The following is a 19,732-nucleotide window of genomic DNA, read 5'->3' on the forward strand; positions in this document are numbered from 1 at the left end:
CGGGAGGCGCCTAGACCCGGGCCATTCCGGCGGCGGCCGCGAGCAGTTCGACGGACCGCAGGCGGGCCTGAGTTCCGTTGCTCTGGTGGGCGACGATCAGTTCGTCCGCGTCAGCGTGTGCGGTGAACCCGTAGAGGTACTCCATCACCACATCCGGGGTCCCGATCGCGGAGTACTTCATCATCTGGGCCACGTGCTGGCCCTGCGGGGAATCGAGGATCATATCCGCCTCATCGTCGGTGAACACCCTGCCGTTGCCGAAGAATAGGGACACCCGGGCGCGCTTGGTGGCCTGGAACATCTCCTGCGCCTCGTACGCGGAATCTGCGGCGATGACGTTGACACCGGCGATGACATGAGGCGCGTCCAGCTGGGCCGATGGCTTGAATTCGCGGCGGTAGATGGCCACGGCATCCTGCAGTGCGTTGGGGGCGAAGTGCGACGCAAAGGCGTACGGAAGTCCCAGCTGCGCTGCCAGCCGGGCCCCGAATAGCGAGGACCCGAGGATGTAGAGCGGGACGTTCGTTCCCTTGCCCGGCGTCGCCTCGACGCCCTGGATGCGGGTTGGGCCGGTCAGGTAGCCCTGCAGTTCCAGGACATCCTGGGGAAAGCTGTCTGACGACATCGGGTCGCGGCGGAGGGCGCGCATGGTGTTCTGGTCGCTGCCGGGCGCCCGTCCCAGGCCGAGGTCGATGCGGCCCGGGTGCAGCGTCTCCAGGGTGCCGAACTGTTCGGCGATGGTCAGCGGGGAGTGGTTGGGCAGCATCACCCCGCCGGCGCCCAGCCGGATGCTGCTGGTGTTGGCGGCGATGTGGGCGATGAGCACGCTGGTTGCCGAGGAGGCGATGGAGGACATGTTGTGGTGCTCCGCGTACCAGACCCTGCGGTAGCCCAGCTCTTCGGCGCGTTGCGCCATGGCCACACTCCCGGCGAAACTCTCCGCCGCCGTCTGTCCCTTAGCAATGGTGGCCAGGTCAAGGATGGAAAGCGGAACAGTCACGGAGGAGCCGGCCTTTCGTAGCGGAGCGGTGTGGCGGTCCGTTCCGGTAGCGGAACGGACGCACTTGCGACAACGACGGCGGCGGCCGGGTTATTTCTGGATGTCGCCGTGGCGCCGGACACGCAGGAGCGGGGCCGCCATTTCCGGCGACCCCTTCCCTGCGTTTTAGCACATGCGTGCTACTTGCTTGCCGTTCTAGGCCACGCAACCGCCGAGGGCAATCTGTCCGTCGATGGCAGCGATCTGGTCCTGTACGCTGCCAAGCTGGGCCTGGAGGGACTTGACCTTCGCCTTCTGCGCATCGATGGCGTCCTTGTTGGCCTTCTTTTGCGCGGTCAGAGTGTTGAGCTGGCCCTGGGCGGACGTGACCTGCAGGTCCAGTGCTGTCAGCTGCGCCTGAAGCGTCTTGAGCTGAGCCTCCGTGGCGCTGATCTCGCCGTTGAGCTTGTTCAGCTGGTCCAGCAGCGGCGCCACCCGGGTCTGCAGATCGAGGATCTCCGCTTCCTTGGCGGCGATCCCCGCGTTGAGGGACGCAAGTTGGGCCACGAGCGTGTCCAACTCCCCGTTCAAAGTCGCGATCTCACCCTGTTTGGTGGAAACCGACGCGTTGGCGCCGTCCAGCGTGGCCTGCAACGCCGGCAGTTCGCCTTGCAGGCTGCTGACCTCTGCCTTTTTGGCCTCGACGGAGGAGTTTGCAGCGGCAAGGGCGTCCTTTGCTGCCGCCAGAGTGGCTTCCAGGCCACCCAGCACGGTCTTCTGCTCCGCGATGTCCGCTTGGGCCTCAGCCACGCCCTCGGTCAGTCCCGGCAATGCGGCCTCAAGGTCCGCTACGAGCTTTTGCTGCACGGAGACGTTGTCCGCGGCCGTGGCTGCGGCGCTTTGGAGTGCAGGCAGTTGCCCCTGCAGGGCACTGAGCTCACCCTGCTTGGCGGTGACGGCGGCGTTGGCATCGCTGACCGCAGCCTGAAGCGTCGGCACCTGGCCCTTAAGCGTTGCGATCTCGCCTTCCTTTGTGGCAACGGCGGTGTTCGCTGTAGTCAGGGCGGCCTGCAACGGCGCGGCCTGCTGCTGCAGGGTGCTGCTTTCCTGCTGCTTGGCCAGAAGCTGGGCGTTGAGGTTGTTGACCGAGTTCTGAAGAGCGGTCAGGTCACCCTGGTACCCGGAGATCTGGGTATTTTTGGTGGCGATCTGGGCGTTCACTGTGTTCAGCTCGGTCTGCTTGGCAGCGCGTTGGTCCTCAAGCTCCCGCTTCTTGCTCGCGTTTGAGTTTGGCGGAAACTCTGTGTTGATTCTGAGGGTAAGTGCGGCGATCTCCGACTCCAGGGATGTCTTACTGGCCTGCAAAGTAGTGAGCTGGCCCTGCGCCGTGCTCAGTTCGGACTGTTTGGCCGCGATCTCGGTGTTTTTCGCCGCGATCTGCGCCTGGAGCGAGGTGATTTCCGCATTGACTGCGGCGGTCTTGTTCGTGTTTGCGGCGAGCGCCGAGGCCGCCGAGGCCGCGTTCGTGTTAAGCGTGGTCAGCTCTCCCTGCGCCGTGGTGATCGCAGCGTTCTTGGCGGCCAGGGCGTCCGCAGCCTGGCTGGCGGCTGTTTGCAGCGCCGCGAGTTCGCCCTGCGCCGTGCTGATCTCTGAGTTCTTGGCGGCCACAGCCTCCGCTGCTGTTTGGGCTGTGGACTGAAGGGTCGCGAGCGTGGCTTTTGCCTCGGCAACCTTCGCCTGCTGGGCGTCGAGCTGCGCCTGCGCGGTATCCCCGATGCCCTGGAGCCGCCCGAGCTCGGCCTCGGCATCGGTGACTGCCTGGGCCGCTGCGGTGACGGCCGCGGCCGCGGTGTCCGCTACGCCCGTCAGCTTTGCCAGGTCTCCTTGCGCCGTAAGGATTTCGGCGTTCTTGCCGGCGAGGGAGTCCGCCGCGGCGGCGGCTGCGGTCTGGAGCCCGGAAAGTTCGCCCTCTGCGGCGCTGATCTCGCTCTTTTTCGCAGCTTCCTGAGCTTCGAGGTCTGCCTTCTGTTTGTCCAGCAGCGCGGCAGCGGCCTGGGCAACGCCGAGCTCTTCCTGCAGCGGCGTGAGTTGTGCTTCGGTGGCGGCTTTCTCCGACTCGAGTCCGTCCAGCGCCTTCTCGGCATCGGCAACCGCCTGAATCACGTTGGTCTGGGCCACCTTAAGCCCGGCAAGTTCGGTTGCCGCCGAGTCCATGTCCGAGATCAACTGCTGTTCCTCCGCGTTGAGGGCGGCAATTGCCTTGTCTGCCGCGGCGATGTCTGCCGAGAGGCCGTCCGCCGTTGACTGCAGTGCCGCCCGCTCCGCCTGCAGGGATGCGATGAGCACCGCGTTCTTGCGAGCCGCCGCCTGGAGGAGATTCTCCTGCACAGTGCCACGGTGGGCCAGCTGGTTCACCACCCCGTTGCAGATGCCGGTGGCGTCGCCGGCCGCCTGAGTCGCCGGGGCCAATACCAGCATGCTGGTCAGGACGCCGGGCAGGACGACGGCGGCAGCCAGCCGGCGGGCGAACACGGACGTAGTGGATACATGTTGCATGGAAACCCCCGGGTGCGAAATGGGAAATGCGACCATCATTGGCCGCACTAATAGTCCCGATGCTAAGGGTGCTTACCTAGGGAGACACCAGTAGAGTCCACTCGACTTCGGCTGGATCCATACCTGTTTTGTCCACGCAGTACTCACTTGTTCACTGAGTCTGACTCCTGCTGAATTGCGGCACTTCCGTCACACAGTTCACGCTGCCGCAGCTGGCGTCACGCGTTGGCTACTTGCAGGCGACGTCATAGTCGAGGCCGGCGGATACATACTGGGTCACCGTCACGCGGCTGCCCGGCGTGAGCCCTGCCAGGGCACAGTTCGACTTCGCGCCGTTCAGCGTGCGGGCACCAGCAAGCCAGCTGGGTAGCCCCGCCAGATTGCTGCTGGAGGGAACAGTACCGGCGATCTGGCCCCACTGGTAGCCGGTGGAGTAGAGGCCCACCTCGGCGCCGATGCTTTTGAAGTAGGCGGTCATGCCCTCGAGATCGGCCCTGTTGGCCACCTTATCCGGCTGCCAGCTGTTTCCGGTCTCCACGTCCAGCCACCAGAAATAGCCGCCCGGGTCGTTTACCCCGCGCACCACGGCGTCGTCGTACGCCTTCGCGTAGCCGTAAATATAGGCACACGCCTGGTCGTTCTTGCCCTCGCACCTACCGTACGGGTTGGCCACGGTGGTTCCCTGGTAGACGTTGGAAGTGGGCCACCAGGAGCCGGCCAGCCCCGGATTGGCGGTGTTCACGTAGAGGGCCACGCGCGGCTGCGCCGTCGCCTGCGGCTTCTTGATTGTCGTTTCGGCCCAGTCCAGCTGCGCGGCCAGGCAGGGGTTGGTGGTGTTCGCGAGTCCGTTGTTGACTCCCACTATTGCGAAGGCGAGTCCCGAGGGAAGCGTCTTTCCGCACTGTGGCCAGGACACATCGATGCCCACGGGATCGGCCGGTCTCGGCGGGGCCGCCATCGCAGGGCTGCCGCCCAGCAGGGTCAGCAGAACCGTGGTGGCAATCGACAGAACCATCTTCAGCATTGATGCGGCCATACCAAAGCTTACTGCCGGGCCCGCGGCGGGCCAGCGAATGTCCGGCACTTTAATGCACGTCGCGGCGCTGCCCCGGAGGATTCCGTGACGTCCCCTGACGCCTGATTAACCCCGGTTACCCTCTGTATCGCCGCCCTGCCGGATAGTTGCTGGCACACCCAATGCGACGACAGCCTTCAAGGCGGCCTCAGACACCAAGACCAAACTGGCAGGCCTGAACCAGCTGATCGAAAACGCCAGCTATGCCACGATCCTCGAGCGCTGCGGCCTCACAGCGGAGGCCGTTCAGACGTCCAAACTGAACCCTGCGGGCCTGCCGAAGAAGTAGTCCGGCTTTCGGTACCGTGGAAAACCCCGGCACGGCGGCGTACGCTCATGGCATGACCCCACAAGAGCTCGCCAACCTGGCTCACCTGCGCCGGGCCCGGGACCTGATCGATAGGGACTTTGCCCATGCATTGGACGTGCCCACCATGGCCCGCAAAGCCCTGATGTCCCCTGCGCATTTTTCGCGGCAGTTCCGGGCGGCTTACGGCGAGACTCCGTACAGCTACCTGATGACCCGCCGGATTGAGCGGGCCATGGCACTGCTCCGCGGCGGCATGAGCGTGACCGATGCCTGCATGGCCGTGGGCTGTACTTCGCTGGGATCATTCAGCTCACGCTTCACCGAGATCGTGGGCGAACCGCCCAGCGCCTACCGGACCGGCGAACACAGCGCGGTGGAGGCCATGCCCGCGTGCGTGGCGAAGATCCGGACAAGGCCCGCCCGGCACAGCATGGGGGCCGAAGCAGCCGGGGCTGAGGACGGAGTCCAAGCGAGCAGGATTCGAGAAGCGATGCTGACGCCGGCCGAATAGCGTTATTTGCATGAACATCTCACTCCAGTACTGCAACATCACAGTCAACGACACCGAAAAAGCCCTCACCTTCTACCGGGATGCCCTCGGGCTCGAGGTGCGCAACGACGTCGCCTCCGGAGGATTCCACTGGGTTACGCTCGGCAGCGCCGCCCAGCCGGACCTCGAGATCGTGCTCTCCGAACCGCATGCCGGCCGTTCCCAGGAGGACGGGGACATGATGCAGGAGCTCCTCACCAAGGGAGTCCTGCCCATGCTCGTTTTCCGCACCGACGACCTGGACGCAACGTTCGAAAAAGTCCGGGCGACCGGCGCCGAGGTAATGCAGGAGCCCATCGACCAGCCCTGGGGTCCGCGCGACTGCGCCTTCCGGGATCCCTCCGGCAACATGGTCCGGATCTCCCAGGCCACGAAGGCGTAACGTTCCACACCACAAATGAACAACCCGGGAATCCCCCGCCGGAACGTCCGGCGGGGGATTCCCGGTTTGGCGGGAAGGCCCAAACATTGGTCCGGCGGGCGGGCCTGGATCCCTGGAGGTGCTGCTGCCAGACCGTCAGCTGCAGCTTTCCGGAATCTGCCGAATATTGGTCAGCATCTTCCACTTCCGTCCCGGACACCTGGCCACCCATCGGCTCAGACCCTCGCTTCCGATGTTGCCGGCCTGGAGGTGGCGTCTGCAGCGCCGGCCCGCGCGCTGCTGATCGTCCAAGAGAACGGCGACTCGGTGGCAGGCGGCGCCCTCCGCAGGCACAGGATCTGGACCCACTCCGCCCACCGCCGCCGCGGACCGGCCCGATTCGTGCTGGCCGAAATTCAGGGTACGAGCCGCAGGTCGACCTGGCCTCGGATCGGGAAACCATCAAATTCCTGGCTTTCACGAAAGATCTGGACCCCCGCAGCTAAGCTATCGGCATGGCCATCAAATCCACTGCAGATAAAGTCGCCACCATCCAAAAGGGGTACACCCTGGAGGGCGCCACCATCGAGCTGGGAGCCGCCATCGTCGACGGCGAACTCCACAAGGATGCCCCCGTCCGGCTGCCGCTCTCCATGATGAACCGGCACGGGCTGGTTGCCGGCGCAACGGGCACGGGCAAGACCGTCACGCTCCACATGATGGCGGAACAGCTTTCCAATGCGGGAGTTCCCGTGTTCCTGGCAGACATCAAAGGCGACCTGTCCGGGGTAGCCACAGCTGCCATCGGCAGCGAGAAACTGAAGGTGCGCACGGACAGCATCGGGCAGGCCTGGGCCGGCAAGACGTTCCCGGTGGAGTTCCTGGCGCTCGGCGGGGACGGCAACGGCATCCCGGTCCGTGCCACCATCACCTCGTTCGGGCCCATCCTGCTCTCACGTATCCTGGACCTCAACGACACCCAGGAATCCAGCTTGCAGCTCGTGTTCCACTTTGCGGACAAGAACAACTTGGAGCTCATCGACCTCAAGGACCTCCGGTCCGTCATCCAGTTCCTTACCTCGGACGAGGGCAAGGACGAGCTTGAGGCACTGGGCGGCCTCTCCAAAGCCACGGCCGGCGTCATCCTCCGTGAACTCGTGACCCTCGAGGCCCAGGGCATGGAGGCGTTCTTCGGCGAGCCCGAGTTCGACACCGCCGAGCTGCTGCGCACCGCCCCCGACGGCCGCGGCGTCATCAGCTGCCTGGAACTGCCCACGCTGCAGACCAAGCCCCTGGTGTTCTCCACCTTCCTCATGTGGCTGCTCGCGGACCTCTTCGAGGACCTGCCGGAGGCCGGCGACCTGGACAAGCCCAAACTCGTCTTCTTCCTCGACGAGGCCCACCTGTTGTTCAACGACGCTTCCAAGGCATTCCTGGAGGCCATCACCACCACTGTCCGGCTCATCCGGTCCAAGGGCGTGGGCATCTTCTTCGTGACGCAAACACCGAAGGACGTTCCGGCCGACGTCCTTGGCCAGCTGGCCAACCGCATCCAGCACGCGTTGAGGGCATTCACCCCGGAAGATGCCAAGGCGCTGAAAGCCACGGTGTCAACGTTCCCGATAAGCGACTATGACCTTGAGGAAACCCTCACCTCCGCCGGCATCGGCGAGGCCGTCATCACGGTCATGAATGAGAAGGGCGCGCCCACACCGGTGGCCCTGACCCGGCTTCGCGCTCCGGAATCCGTGATGGGGCCCAGCTCCGACGAACTGGTCAAAAGCACCGTGGCAGGTTCCGCGCTCCTCGCCAAGTACGGCACGGCCGTGGACAACGTCTCCGCCTACGAAAAAATCACTGGCAAGGCCGCCGCACCCACGGGGGCCGCAGCACCGGGCCAGCCCCCCACGCCGTCCACAGGCGTGTTTGTGCCCGGGAGCCCTACGCCCGGTAGGCCTGACCCCGGGGCCATGGACCAGGCGGCGGTCGACGCCGACGCCCGGCGCATCGAGGAAGAAATCCTGGGGCGCCCCAGCAGCCGTCCGGCACCTGCGCCGGAACGGCCCAGGAACGTGGAACGCCAGGCGCCGCCGGCATCCCAGGGTTCCGGCGGCGGAATGGTGGGCGACCTCGGGGAAGCCTTGGGCGGCGCGCTTGGCGGTGGGCTCAAAAGCATGGCCCGGTCGCTGGGAACCCAGCTTGGCCGGGAGCTCCTGCGCGGCGTTTTCGGCACCTCCTCAAGACGCCGCCGGTAAGGCTGGCCAGCCGCCGCCGGACTGTCTGACAGCCGCCGGGCGGCGTCACGCGGGACTGCCGCTAATCCTGCTTTCGCGCACCTTGCAGGTAACGTAAGGTGCGTGCAGATGAGTCAAGCGTTGGTGAGGATCGCAGCCGGGTGGCTGCTGGGCCTTATGCTTGCCATCGCCGGGGCCGTAGTGGCCGTCAACCTCGTGAACGCCTCGGTGGCAGGTCCGGAGCAGCCCGTCCGCGAATATCTGGACGCTTTGCAGAAGGGCGAAGGCGAAAAGGCACTGGGCCTCCTGCGCGCATCGGTGCCTAACAGCGACGCCGCCATGCTCGACGGAACGGCGCTGCAGACCGCCGCGTCCCGCGTCACGAACGTGAAGTTCGGCGAGACCCAGGAGCGCCCCGGCAACCAGGTGATGGTTCCCATGGAGTACACCATCGACGGCAGCCGGCTGAACACCGAATTCCTGTTGGAGCGGACCGGGTCCGAGTGGCTGTTCTTCAACAAGTGGGCGTTTGTGCCGGCAGCACTGCCGGTCCTGGACGTCACGGTGGTCAACTCCAGCCAGGCCACGCTCAACGGTGTCCCGGTGAACATGCCCAATGGCCGCAATTCGTTCGCCGTCTTCTACCCCGGCGAATACGAAGCCAGCCTCAACGGCGAATACTTCTCAGCCCCCGCCACCCGCGCCACGGTGTCCGGCCGCGACGTTCCGACGGCCCCGCTGAGCCTGCTGACGCAAGCCACCCAGGGGCTGAAGGATGCTGTTGGCGCCAAGGTCAAGGAATTCCTCGACACCTGCGCCGCCGAGGCCGTGAAGGCACAGAAGCTCCAGCCCGACTGCCCGTTCTATCACGCCACCTTCAACCGGGTGACGCTGGGAACCATCGACTGGAGCATCAGCGAGTACCCGAAGGTCTCCATTGAGCCCTTCGGCGGCCGGTGGGTGGTGGCTCCGCTGGACGGGAAAGCACGGCTCAAGGCCCAGCAGACCGACCTGTTCACCGGCGCTGTGAGCGATCTGAACGTGGAACACGATTTCAGCTTCACCACCCGCCTGGACGTCGACGGCGACACCATCCGGGTGACCCCGCTGCTCAGCTACTAGGCCGCCGGACCTACGCGCGGCCGCGTTGGCGCACCTTTTCCGGCCCACTGGCTCACTTTTCCCGCCGGCACCAACAGAAATGGCCCGGCCATCAGCCCGCGAGGGTCGAAAACCGGGCCACTTCAGCGTACTTAAAGGGATGGCTGGACCTCAGTCCATGCCGCGGAGGTCCAGCACCAGTTCCGTGTCGCCGTCGGGCTGCAGCACCACCGGGATGCCCCAGTCCTGCTGGTACAGGTGGCAGGCCGCGTGGTCCGGGATCTCGCCATCCTCGGTTTCGGGGCCGTCACAGGCTGCCGCGCGCGCCGTAATGTGCAGCACGCCCTCGGGAATGTCGGAGGACAGCTCCAGGGTCCGGAGCAGGCCCACGGAGGTTCCGCCGCCGCTCACCAGCAGTTCGGGCGGCGTGGAGGAGATCTTAAGCTGCGTGGGGTCGCCCCAGCGGTCGTCGAGCTTCTGGCCGGTGGGCGCGGTGAAGCGGACAGTCAGTTCCAGCGGGCCCGCAGCCACGGGGCTCTTGGGCCGGTGCGTCTGCACGGCACCTTCGTCCACCTGCTGTGCTTCCTTGGGGATGGGAACGTAGACCAGCTGGTGCTTGTTGGCCTCCACCACCACCAGCAGCGGCTCGGAGCCGGCAACGTGCGTGTGGTCCACAATAACGTCGGACGGCTCGGACAGCCCCCGCGCAAGCGTGGACACGGTTCCGGTGGCGGGGTCGTAGCGGCGAACGGCGCCGTTGTAGGTGTCGGCGATGGCCACGGAGCCGTCCGGCAGCACCGTCACGCCGAGCGGGTGCTGCAGCCGCGCTTCGGACGCCGGCCCGTCACGGAAGCCGAAGTCGAAGAGGCCCTTGCCGACGGCGGACTCGACGGTGACCGTTCCGTCGTCGTCAATCACCAGTTTGCGCAATGCGGAGGTCTCCGAATCGGCCACCCAGATGTTGCCGTCGGCGTCCTCGGCCAGCCCGGAGGACTGCGCGAACCAGGCCTCGTGCGCAGCCCCGTCCAGGAGGCCCTCCAGTCCGTTTCCGGCCAGGATGGACACGGTTCCGGAGATCGGATCGAAGCTGAAGATCTGGTGCACACCGGCCATGGCAACCACCACGGCGTCCAGCTTGGCGGACCATACAACGTCCCACGGCGAGCTCAGCGCTACGTCCAGGGGATGGTCGCTAAGGCGTCCGGTGAATCCTGCCGCGTCCTCATCCACCCGCGCGGGTCCGGTCTCGAGCAGGCGCTGCACGCCGCTGCCGACGAGAGTGGTGACAGTTCCGTGCGCGAGGGACAGCCCCCGCAGGCGGTGGTTGACGGAGTCAGCGATTACGACGTCGTAGCCCGTCTTCGCTGCCACGTCTTCCGGCAGCAGGACAAGACCCTGCGGCTCGTTGAACTGTGCGGTGGGCCTGACGGAGTCGACGTCGGCACCGGCGCCGTCGGCGTAGCCCTTGGTCCCGGAACCGTAGGTGCGCAACACCGTGTGGAAGTCCGTGTCCAGCTCCACCAGGCGGTGGTGGCCGGTGTCCGTGACGAGCCAGGAGCCGGCGTCCGGAGTCCCGCCGTCGGAAGTCCCGCCGTCGGAAGCTCCGTTGGAGCGGGTGCCCCGCCCTGCCGGGAGGAAGAGGGCCTTGCCCGGGAAGCGCAAGGTGCCCGACGTCGGCTCCGGCGCAACGTACGGGCCGTGGCCGCGGTGCAGGGTCCCCTTTGCCTCATGCTGGGCGATAAGCTCCGGGATCAGCACCGACAGGCCGTCCGCATGGCCTTCACCGGAAAGGTGCGCCACGATGTAGCCCTCGGGGTCGATGACCACCAGGGTGGGCCAGGCGCGGGCCGTGTAGGCCTTCCAAGTCTCCAGCTCGGGGTCGTCCAGGACCGGGTGGTGGATCTCGTAGCGCTCCACGGCGGCGCCGAGGGCAACGGGGTCGGCCTCGTGCTCGAACTTCGGGGAGTGCACGCCCACCGTCACCAGGACGTCGGAGTACTTCTCTTCGAGCGGGCGCAGCTCGTCGAGCACGTGGAGGCAGTTGATGCAGCAGAAGGTCCAGAAGTCCAGGAGCACGATCTTGCCGCGCAGAGCTTCGAGGTCCAGGGACTTCCCGCCGGTGTTGAGCCAGTTGCGGCCCACCAGTTCGGAGGCGCGGACCCGGTGGTGGGTGCGTACGGTTTCGCTCATCAGCGTCCTTCCAGCTTTGAGTTGCGTTCAGCCAGCTTGGCGTCGCGTTCAGCCAATTTGGCAAACATATCGTTGTAAGCAGTGAGATCGGCGTCGTTATTCCTGTCGGCCGCACGGTCGGTCCTTTTGGACTCACGTGCATCGGACCGCGACCACATGACGGCGACGCCGATCGCCACCAGGAGGGTCGGCACTTCGCCGATGCCCCAGGCCACTGCGCCGCCCATCTGCTGGTCCAGCAGCGCTGACGGCCCCCAGGCCCGGCCCAGGTTGCCGAAGTAGTCAGCAGCGAGGAGGTTGGTCCCGCCCATGATGGAGACGCCGAAGAAGGCGTGGAAGCCCATGGTGGCCAGCAGGAGCAGCAGCCGCATGGGGTAGGGCGCACGCCGGGGCAGCGGGTCTGTGCCGATCATGGTCAGCACGAAGATGTAGCCGGTCAGGGCGAAGTGCAGGTTCATGAGTTCGTGGCCCACGTGGTCCCGCATGGCGTAACCGAAGGCGTCGGAATAGTAGAACAGCACGATGGAGCCGGCAAAGTTGGCGGCGGCGAAGAGCGGGTGCGTGACCAGCTGCGAGACTTTGGAGTGCACGAAGAGCAGCAGCCACTCGCGCAGACCCCGTGACCCGTCTCCGCGTGCCGGCAGGGCCCGCAGCGCAAGGGTTACGGGGGCACCAAGCACCAGGAAGATCGGGGCCACCATGGTGAGCGCCATGTGGTCCACCATGTGCGCGGAGAACAGAACACGGCCGTAGACCGACGGCGGGCCGGAGGTGATGTAAGTCAGGACTACCAGGCCGATCACCCAGTTGATGCTGCGGAACCAGGACCAGCTGTCGCCGCGGCGCAGCACCTTGGCCACGCCCAGGGAGTATGCCACCAGGCCGAAGGCTGCGATGGCGATCCACAGCCAGTCGAGGCGCCACTCCGTGAGCCAGCGTTCCGGGGTCAGCTCGGGCGGCAGCTCGTAGCCGGAGAGAATGAACGCCGGGGAGGCGTCGGGGGCGAACGTTGTGGGCTGGGGCGGCGCTGAACGGCCCAGGGCGACGGCGATGCCTGAGGTGACGCCCATGATCAGCAGCTCTGCCAGGACGAGCTGCCACAGCACGCGGCGTGAGGACAGCGCGGCGCCCTTGCGGCTGAGCTGCGGGATGACCCACTGGCGGTGCATGAGGCCGATGCCGCCAAGCAGCAGCGTGGCTACGGCCTTGGCAAGCACCATTTGCCCGTAGGCGGAGCCGAACAGGTCGTGCCAGCTGGTGATCCGGATGCTGGCGTTGATGACACCGGAGGCCAACACCAGGACGAAGGCAAAACCGGCCAGCGAGGAAAACCTCCGGAGCGTGGACTCGGTGATGTCAGCCTTGCCGGCTGCTTTTGTCCCGGTCAGGATGCCGGACAGCACGGCCAGCATGATGATGCCGCCCACCCACGCCGAGACACCCACCAGGTGCAGGGCCAGGGAGTTGATGGCGCCTTCGTGGTCGCTGGAGCTCGAGGAGTGGCCGATAAGGGCGATGGGCACCATTCCCACCAGGGTCAGCACCAGGGTGAGGGCCAGCCCGGTCAGGGACCGAACACCGAAGAGGGCCGTGGTTACCACGGCGGCCACGATCGTGACGGCGAGCCACGCGCGGCCAGTCTCGATGTCCGTCATGAAGTAGACCAGTGCCCGGGTGAATTCCGCGTCCCCCGACAGCGACTGGCCTGCCACATCAGAGTAGGTCAGCACCAGCACGGCGATCGCGGACAAGGTCCACGCGGCGCCAGCCGCCGCGGCCACCGCCAGTGCACGAGTGAACGCCGGGTGCTCGGGGGCTGTCGCATCCCTGGACCGGGAACCGTTGGCGTTCCGGGGCACGATGGCGACAGCGAAGATGAGGCCACCAATGACCGTGGCCAGCGACACGTTGTGAATGGCCTTGCTGATGGGGAGTCCCCAGCGGATCAGGGCACCGGGATCGGACACTTCCCGTGCCGCAGCTGCTCCGGAGAACAGGAGCGCGGCCGCAAGGCCCAGGAAGAGTGCTGCAAGCCCGGCAAGCTGCCATGGCCGCGAAATGCCTGCAGCACCGCCAGTTGCCCCACTCTTTCCCTGGCTCGGGGAAGGCTGCGGAAGTGTGGGACGGGATTTTGCTGCGGAGGGCACCTATCCATTGTCCGCTACGGGTGCCTGCGCCGCGAATCGGGCAACAGCCCACAAAAGGCTCCCTGCTGGGGTGCGGAGGGGGTAACGCAAAGGGAGCGTCAACCCTCAGGTTGCCGCTCCCTTATAAGCGTTGGACGCCGGATGCTACTTCTTGGAGACAGCAGCCTTCAGCTTGGAGCCGGCGGTCAGCTTGACGCTGTGGCCAGCGGCGATCTGGATGGTCTCGCCGGTCTGCGGGTTGCGGCCGGTACGGGCTGCACGGTCGGTACGCTCAACAGCGAGCCAGCCCGGGATGGTGATCTTCTCGCCCGCGGCGACAGAGGTCTCGAAAACCTCGAACAGTGCATCCAGCACGGAGTTGACGGCTGCCTGGCTGGTGCCGGCCTTGCCTGCTACCTCGGAAACAAGTTCACTACGGTTCTTAGCCATTGATGTCCTCCTGGACGGTCATGATTTCTGGAGCCTGAACGCGGCATGCGTACAAGCCACTGTTCGAAAACTTACCAGCTTGCCGCGGTCAGGTCCGCAAATTCCGCGTGTTTCCGCCATTTTTTGAGGTAAATCACCGGTAATGAGGCCTTTTTGGCCCGTATTTCGCCGACAGCGGACGGCTCCCGCAGCTGGCGCGGGATAGGGGCGGAACGGGCGGCGAGGGACGGAAGGGCGGGGGTGGACGGCCGAAGGCTCCTTCATCTTTCGCACTCCCCCGGGCCAGGACGCCCTCTCACTTCCCGCGGGAAAATCACTGACGCTCTCTCACTTCCCGCGGGAAAATCAGTGACGCCCTCTCGGGAGGGTCTGAATAACGGTGGATCCGGGATTGGCCTGACACGCCGGCGATGCCTGGCGGGGAGGACTGATCATGAGCGGAACCATGGATCCCATGGCGACTGAAGTGGATCAGCAAGAGTTAGCGCAGCAGCTCCTGGCCCAGGCCAGGGAACAGGGCATCGCCCTTGTCGGCCCGGACGGGCTGTTGAACCGGCCTACCAAAAGCGTCCTGGAGACCGCCCTGGAAGCGGAAATGGACGGGCACCTTGGATACGAAAAACACGACGTTGTTGGCGCGGAAGCAGGAACTCCCGTAACGGCACCCGCACCAAGACCGTGCTGACCGAGATCGGGCCGGTGGAGATCGACGTGCCGCGCGATACCGGTTCAACGTTCGATCCGCAGATCGTGAGGAAACGGCAGCGCCGGCTGAGCGGTGTGGATGAGATCGTGTTGTCGCTGAGCGCGAAAGACCTCACGACCGGGGAAATCGCGGCGCACTTCGCCGAGGTGTTCGGCGCCAGCGTTTCCAAGGACACTATTTCCCGGACCACGGAGAAGGTCATCGGGGAGATGACCGAGTGGCAGAACCGGCCGCTCGGCCGTGTGTTCCCGGTGGTGTTCATCGACGCGATCCACGTCAAGGTGCGCGACGGGCAGGTCACGAACCGGCCCGTTCGCGTAGCTATTGGCGTCACGGTCAACGGCGAACGGGACATTCTCGGGTTATGGGCCGGGGACGGCGGCGAGGGGGCGAGTTCTGGCTTTCGGTCCTGACCGAGATCAAGAACCGGGGCGTGCAGGATGTCTGCATCACGGTCTGTGACGGGCTCAAGGGCCTGCCGGAAGCCATCACCGCGGTCTGGGAGCGTGCTGTGGTCCAGACCGGCATAAGATCCATCTGATCCGCAACACCTTCCGGTATGCGGCCCGGCAGTACTGGGACGAAATGTCCCGTGATCTGCGCCCGGTCTACACAGCGCCGTCCGAGGCCGCAGCCAAAGAGCGCTTCGTGGACTTCTCGGGCAAGTGGGGCAGGCAGTACCCGGCGATCATCCGGCTGTGGGAGAACGCGTGGAGCGAGTTCGTGCCGTTGGACTATGACGTCGAAATCCGCCGAGTCATCTGGAGTACCAACGCGATCAAATCCGTCAACGCCCGTTCCGGCGCGCGGTCAGGGCCAGGGGACATTTCCCTACCGAACAGGCGGCCCTGAAATGCCTCTACCTGGCCACACCCGGGCACTGGACCCCGACAGGCAAAGGCAGGGCACGATGGGCCACACGATGGAAGCCGGCCCTGAACGCTTTCGCCATCACCTTCGAAGGAAGAATCAACTAATGCCAACCCCGGGCCACCGAAAAAGTGACACTCCCGCTCTCTCACGTGTTGTGTCCGGGGACGACGGCGGTGTGCGGGCGTGGGTGCCTCGCCGGCCCTTCGCGGAAGGAACGGAGCGTCCCGGGTTGCGGTTCAGGATCTGAGAGAGCGTCTTCCGAAAATTTGAAGGATGTGGGAGAGCGTTCGGGGTTTCGGTGCAGGATGTGGGAGAGCGTTCGGGGTTTCGGTGCAGGATGTGGGAGAGCGTTCGGGGTTTCGGTGCGGGATGTGGGAGAGCGTTCGGGGTTTCGGTGCGGGATGTGGGAGGGGGTGCCTGGGTGCGGGAGTGGTGGTTAACGTGGGAGAGCCCCGACCAGTTGCCTGGTTGGGGCTCTCGACCTAATGGTTGTCCGGCGGTGACCTACTCTCCCACACCCTCCCGGGTGCAGTACCATCGGCGCTGTGGGTCTTAGCTTCCGGGTTCGGAATGGGACCGGGCGTTTCCCCCACGCTATGACCGCCGTAACCCTTGTACCCGTTCCGCCCTGGCTTTGACCGGGGTGGTGGGAAATCTGTGGTTACAACATGTTCCTGCCGGTTAAGGCAGGTGTGGTGTTGTTATTCAGTTATCGGTTTCCGTGCAACGTGCCCGTGGTGCGGGTTTGTTGGTTGGGAACCACATAGTGGACGCAAGCAGTCTTGTTTCTTTTTACCATTGTTGGTGTGAACCCCTTTTGAACGGGTTCACCAATGGTGTGTGGTGTAAGTTATCGGCCTATTAGTACCGGTCAGCTTCACGAGTCGTTAGTCCTCGCTTCCACATCCGGCCTATCAACCCAGTGGTCTGGCTGGGGGCCTCTCACACACAAGGTGTATGGAAATCTCATCTCGAAGCGAGCTTCCCGCTTAGATGCTTTCAGCGGTTATCCCATCCGAACGTAGCTAATCAGCGGTGCACTTGGCAGTACAACTGACACACCAGAGGTTCGTCCGTCCCGGTCCTCTCGTACTAAGGACAGCCCTTCTCAAATTTCCTGCGCGCGCAGCGGATAGGGACCGAACTGTCTCACGACGTTCTAAACCCAGCTCGCGTACCGCTTTAATGGGCGAACAGCCCAACCCTTGGGACCTACTCCAGCCCCAGGATGCGACGAGCCGACATCGAGGTGCCAAACCATGCCGTCGATATGGACTCTTGGGCAAGATCAGCCTGTTATCCCCGAGGTACCTTTTATCCGTTGAGCGACGGCCATTCCACAATGTACCGCCGGATCACTAGTCCCGACTTTCGTCCCTGCTCGAGATGTCTCTCTCACAGTCAAGCTCCCTTGTGCACTTACACTCGACACCTGATTGCCAACCAGGCTGAGGGAACCTTTGGGCGCCTCCGTTACTTTTTAGGAGGCAACCGCCCCAGTTAAACTACCCATCAGGCACTGTCCCTGACCCGGATTACGGGCCGAAGTTAGATGTCCAAAGTGACCAGAGTGGTATTTCAACGATGACTCCACCCGAACTGGCGTCCGGGCTTCAACGTCTCCCACCTATCCTACACAAGCCACTCCGAACACCAATACCAAACTATAGTAAAGGTCTCGGGGTCTTTCCGTCCTGCTGCGCGTAACGAGCATCTTTACTCGTACTGCAATTTCGCCGAGTTTATGGTTGAGACAGCGGGGAAGTCGTTACTCCATTCGTGCAGGTCGGAACTTACCCGACAAGGAATTTCGCTACCTTAGGATGGTTATAGTTACCACCGCCGTTTACTGGGGCTTAAATTCTCAGCTTCGCCTTGCGGCTAACCGGTCCTCTTAACCTTCCAGCACCGGGCAGGAGTCAGTCCGTATACATCGTCTTGCGACTTCGCACGGACCTGTGTTTTTAGTAAACAGTCGCTTCCCCCTGGTCTCTGCGGCCCCGATCCCCTCCCCACAGCAAGTGTGGTTCAAGGTTGGGGCCCCCTTCTCCCGAAGTTACGGGGGCATTTTGCCGAGTTCCTTAACCATAATTCTCTCGATCGCCTTAGTATTCTCTACCTGATCACCTGTGTCGGTTTGGGGTACGGGCGGCTAAAACCTCGCGTCGATGCTTTTCTCGGCAGCATAGGATCACCAAATCCCCCCGTGAGGGGGTCCCATCAGATCTCAGGCATCATGAACGGCGGATTTGCCTACCGTTCGCCCTACATCCTTAGACCGGGACAACCATCGCCCGGCTCGGCTACCTTCCTGCGTCACACCTGTTAATACGCTTACCTCCCAGGATCAGGTCCCGCGCTCCACCAAAACCCACACACCCCGAAGGGTGCTAGGGCAGGTCTCGGGCGGTTAGTATCCCCTGTTCAGCATGGGCGGTTTTTCGCCGGTACGGGAATATCAACCCGTTGTCCATCGACTACGCCTGTCGGCCTCGCCTTAGGTCCCGACTTACCCAGGGCAGATTAGCTTGACCCTGGAACCCTTGATCATTCGGCGGACGGGTTTCTCACCCGTCTTTCGCTACTCATGCCTGCATTCTCACTCGTGTAGGCTCCACCGCTGGTTTACACCGCGACTTCACTGCCCACACGACGCTCCCCTACCACTCCAGACGCCTGAACCAACCCCACAAGGGAGCGGCTTGGCTACTATCTGAAATCCACAACTTCGGCGGTGTACTTGAGCCCCGCTACATTGTCGGCGCGGAATCACTTGACCAGTGAGCTATTACGCACTCTTTTAAGGATGGCTGCTTCTAAGCCAACCTCCTGGTTGTCTTCGCAACTCCACATCCTTTCCCACTTAGCACACGCTTAGGGGCCTTAGTTGGTGGTCTGGGCTGTTTCCCTCTCGACTATGAAGCTTATCCCCCACAGTCTCACTGCTGCGCTCTCACTTACCGGCATTCGGAGTTTGGCTGACGTCAGTAACCTTGTAGGGCCCATTAGCCATCCAGTAGCTCTACCTCCGGTAAGAAACACGCAACGCTGCACCTAAATGCATTTCGGGGAGAACCAGCTATCACGAAGTTTGATTGGCCTTTCACCCCTACCCACAGCTCATCCCCTCCATTTTCAACTGAAGTGGGTTCGGTCCTCCACGACGTCTTACCGTCGCTTCAACCTGGCCATGGGTAGATCACTTCGCTTCGGGTCTAGATCACGCCACTGCAACGCCCTATTCAGACTCGCTTTCGCTACGGCTGCCCCACACGGGTTAACCTCGCGACGTAACACTAACTCGCAGGCTCATTCTTCAAAAGGCACGCCGTCACCAGAATCAGACTGGCTCCGACGGATTGTAAGCACACGGTTTCAGGTACTGTTTCACTCCCCTCCCGGGGTACTTTTCACCTTTCCCTCACGGTACTGGTCCGCTATCGGTCATTAGGGAGTATTTAGGCTTATCAGGTGGTCCTGACAGATTCACACGGGATTTCTCGGGCCCCGTGCTACTTGGGATACTCTCACAGGCGGTACACAACATTACGGTTACGGGGCTCACACCCTCTCTGGCCGGCCTTTCAAGACCGTTCACCTATGCCTGCACATCACACCCCACTGTCCCGGCAGAGACAGTACGGAAAGTCCCACAACCCCGCCCATGCAACGCCCGCCGGCTATCACACATGGAACGGTTTAGCCTGATCCGCGTTCGCTCGCCACTACTAACGGAATCACTATTGTTTTCTCTTCCTGCGGGTACTGAGATGTTTCACTTCCCCGCGTTCCCTCCACGCACCCTATGTGTTCAGATGCGGGTCACCAGGCAGCTCGCGCCCCTGGCGGGGTTTCCCCATTCGGACACCCTGGGATCACAGTCCGGTTATCGACTCCCCCAGGCTTATCGCAGATTCCTACGTCCTTCTTCGGCTCCTAATGCCAAGGCATCCACCGTGTGCTCTTAAAAACTTGACCACAAAAGATCAAAAACGCTAATTTTCGAGAGAACCACAGAAACCAACCACACCCAACAACCACCAACCCCCAAAAGGGCCAGCCATCATCACGCGCAGCCAGATCCAGGTTCATATTCTTGGAAATTGCTTCTTATAAAAGATGCTCGCGTCCACTATGTAGTTCTCAAACAACAACCCCAAACCACACACCCCACACACCGGCATCTCCCAAAGGAAAAACCATCCGCGCATGATCGCTGCA

10 protein-coding genes, 2 rRNA genes and 1 pseudogene are annotated in these 19,732 nt (G+C 63.7%); 5 read left to right on the forward strand and 8 right to left on the reverse strand.

The annotated features are described in order from the left end of the window. Nucleotides 1-10 precede the first annotated feature (10 nt). From FCN77_RS24455 to FCN77_RS24465, 3 genes are all read right to left on the reverse strand, one after another. Nucleotides 11-1,000 carry an LLM class flavin-dependent oxidoreductase gene (locus tag FCN77_RS24455; RefSeq protein ID WP_137324368.1) on the reverse strand — a complete coding sequence of 330 codons (990 nt, stop codon included), beginning with the start codon at nt 998-1,000 and terminating at the stop codon, nt 11-13. Between the two features lie 195 nt (nt 1,001-1,195). Then, on the reverse strand, nt 1,196-3,535 hold the full coding sequence (locus tag FCN77_RS24460) for a chromosome segregation ATPase (protein ID WP_137324369.1): 2,340 nt from the start codon (nt 3,533-3,535) through the stop codon (nt 1,196-1,198). A gap of 229 nt (nt 3,536-3,764) precedes the next feature. Next, a complete protein-coding gene (locus tag FCN77_RS24465) occupies nt 3,765-4,571 on the reverse strand; it encodes a hypothetical protein (RefSeq protein WP_137324370.1) in 807 nt (268 codons plus the stop codon). Nucleotides 4,572-4,951: 380 nt separating this feature from the next. Here FCN77_RS24465 and FCN77_RS24475 point away from each other — a divergent pair, with 380 nt between their 5' ends. From FCN77_RS24475 to FCN77_RS24495, 4 genes are all read left to right on the forward strand, one after another. Continuing rightward, entirely contained in the window at nt 4,952-5,431 is a 480-nt protein-coding gene (locus FCN77_RS24475; RefSeq protein ID WP_137324371.1) for a helix-turn-helix transcriptional regulator, read from the forward strand. 10 nt (nt 5,432-5,441) lie between these two features. Further along, nucleotides 5,442-5,852 carry a VOC family protein gene (locus FCN77_RS24480; protein WP_137324372.1) on the forward strand — a complete coding sequence of 137 codons (411 nt, stop codon included), beginning with the start codon at nt 5,442-5,444 and terminating at the stop codon, nt 5,850-5,852. Nucleotides 5,853-6,346: 494 nt separating this feature from the next. Beyond that, nucleotides 6,347-8,086, forward strand: coding sequence for a helicase HerA-like domain-containing protein (locus FCN77_RS24490; protein ID WP_137324373.1), 1,740 nt, complete (start codon nt 6,347-6,349; stop codon nt 8,084-8,086). A 108-nt stretch (nt 8,087-8,194) separates the two neighbouring features. Further along, on the forward strand, nt 8,195-9,187 hold the full coding sequence (locus tag FCN77_RS24495; RefSeq protein ID WP_175417387.1) for a hypothetical protein: 993 nt from the start codon (nt 8,195-8,197) through the stop codon (nt 9,185-9,187). A gap of 150 nt (nt 9,188-9,337) precedes the next feature. Here FCN77_RS24495 and FCN77_RS24500 read toward each other — a convergent pair whose 3' ends face one another. From FCN77_RS24500 to FCN77_RS24510, 3 genes are all read right to left on the reverse strand, one after another. Beyond that, nucleotides 9,338-11,356 (reverse strand): NHL domain-containing thioredoxin family protein, encoded by a 2,019-nt coding sequence (locus FCN77_RS24500; RefSeq protein WP_137324374.1) that lies wholly within the window; start codon nt 11,354-11,356, stop codon nt 9,338-9,340. Continuing rightward, nucleotides 11,356-13,503 carry a cytochrome c oxidase assembly protein gene (locus FCN77_RS24505; protein WP_137324375.1) on the reverse strand — a complete coding sequence of 716 codons (2,148 nt, stop codon included), beginning with the start codon at nt 13,501-13,503 and terminating at the stop codon, nt 11,356-11,358. Before FCN77_RS24505 ends, FCN77_RS24500 begins: the two co-directional genes overlap by 1 nt. 144 nt (nt 13,504-13,647) lie before the next feature. Then, the gene (locus FCN77_RS24510) at nt 13,648-13,932 is read right to left on the reverse strand and encodes an HU family DNA-binding protein (RefSeq protein ID WP_028271010.1); all 285 of its coding nucleotides are present in this window, start codon (nt 13,930-13,932) and stop codon (nt 13,648-13,650) included. A gap of 433 nt (nt 13,933-14,365) precedes the next feature. On the opposite strand from FCN77_RS24510, the pseudogene FCN77_RS24515 reads away from it, so the two are divergent. Beyond that, nucleotides 14,366-15,615: pseudogene (locus FCN77_RS24515) on the forward strand (IS256 family transposase). A 387-nt stretch (nt 15,616-16,002) separates the two neighbouring features. Here FCN77_RS24515 and rrf read toward each other — a convergent pair. Together rrf and FCN77_RS24525 are read right to left on the reverse strand one after the other, a co-directional pair. Next, nucleotides 16,003-16,119: ribosomal RNA gene (gene rrf / locus FCN77_RS24520) — 5S ribosomal RNA — on the reverse strand. A 232-nt stretch (nt 16,120-16,351) separates the two neighbouring features. Beyond that, nucleotides 16,352-19,489, reverse strand: a 23S ribosomal RNA gene (locus FCN77_RS24525). Between the last annotated feature and the right edge of the window lie 243 nt (nt 19,490-19,732).

The sequence above is a fragment of the Arthrobacter sp. 24S4-2 genome (assembly GCF_005280255.1).
Taxonomy (GTDB): domain Bacteria; phylum Actinomycetota; class Actinomycetes; order Actinomycetales; family Micrococcaceae; genus Arthrobacter.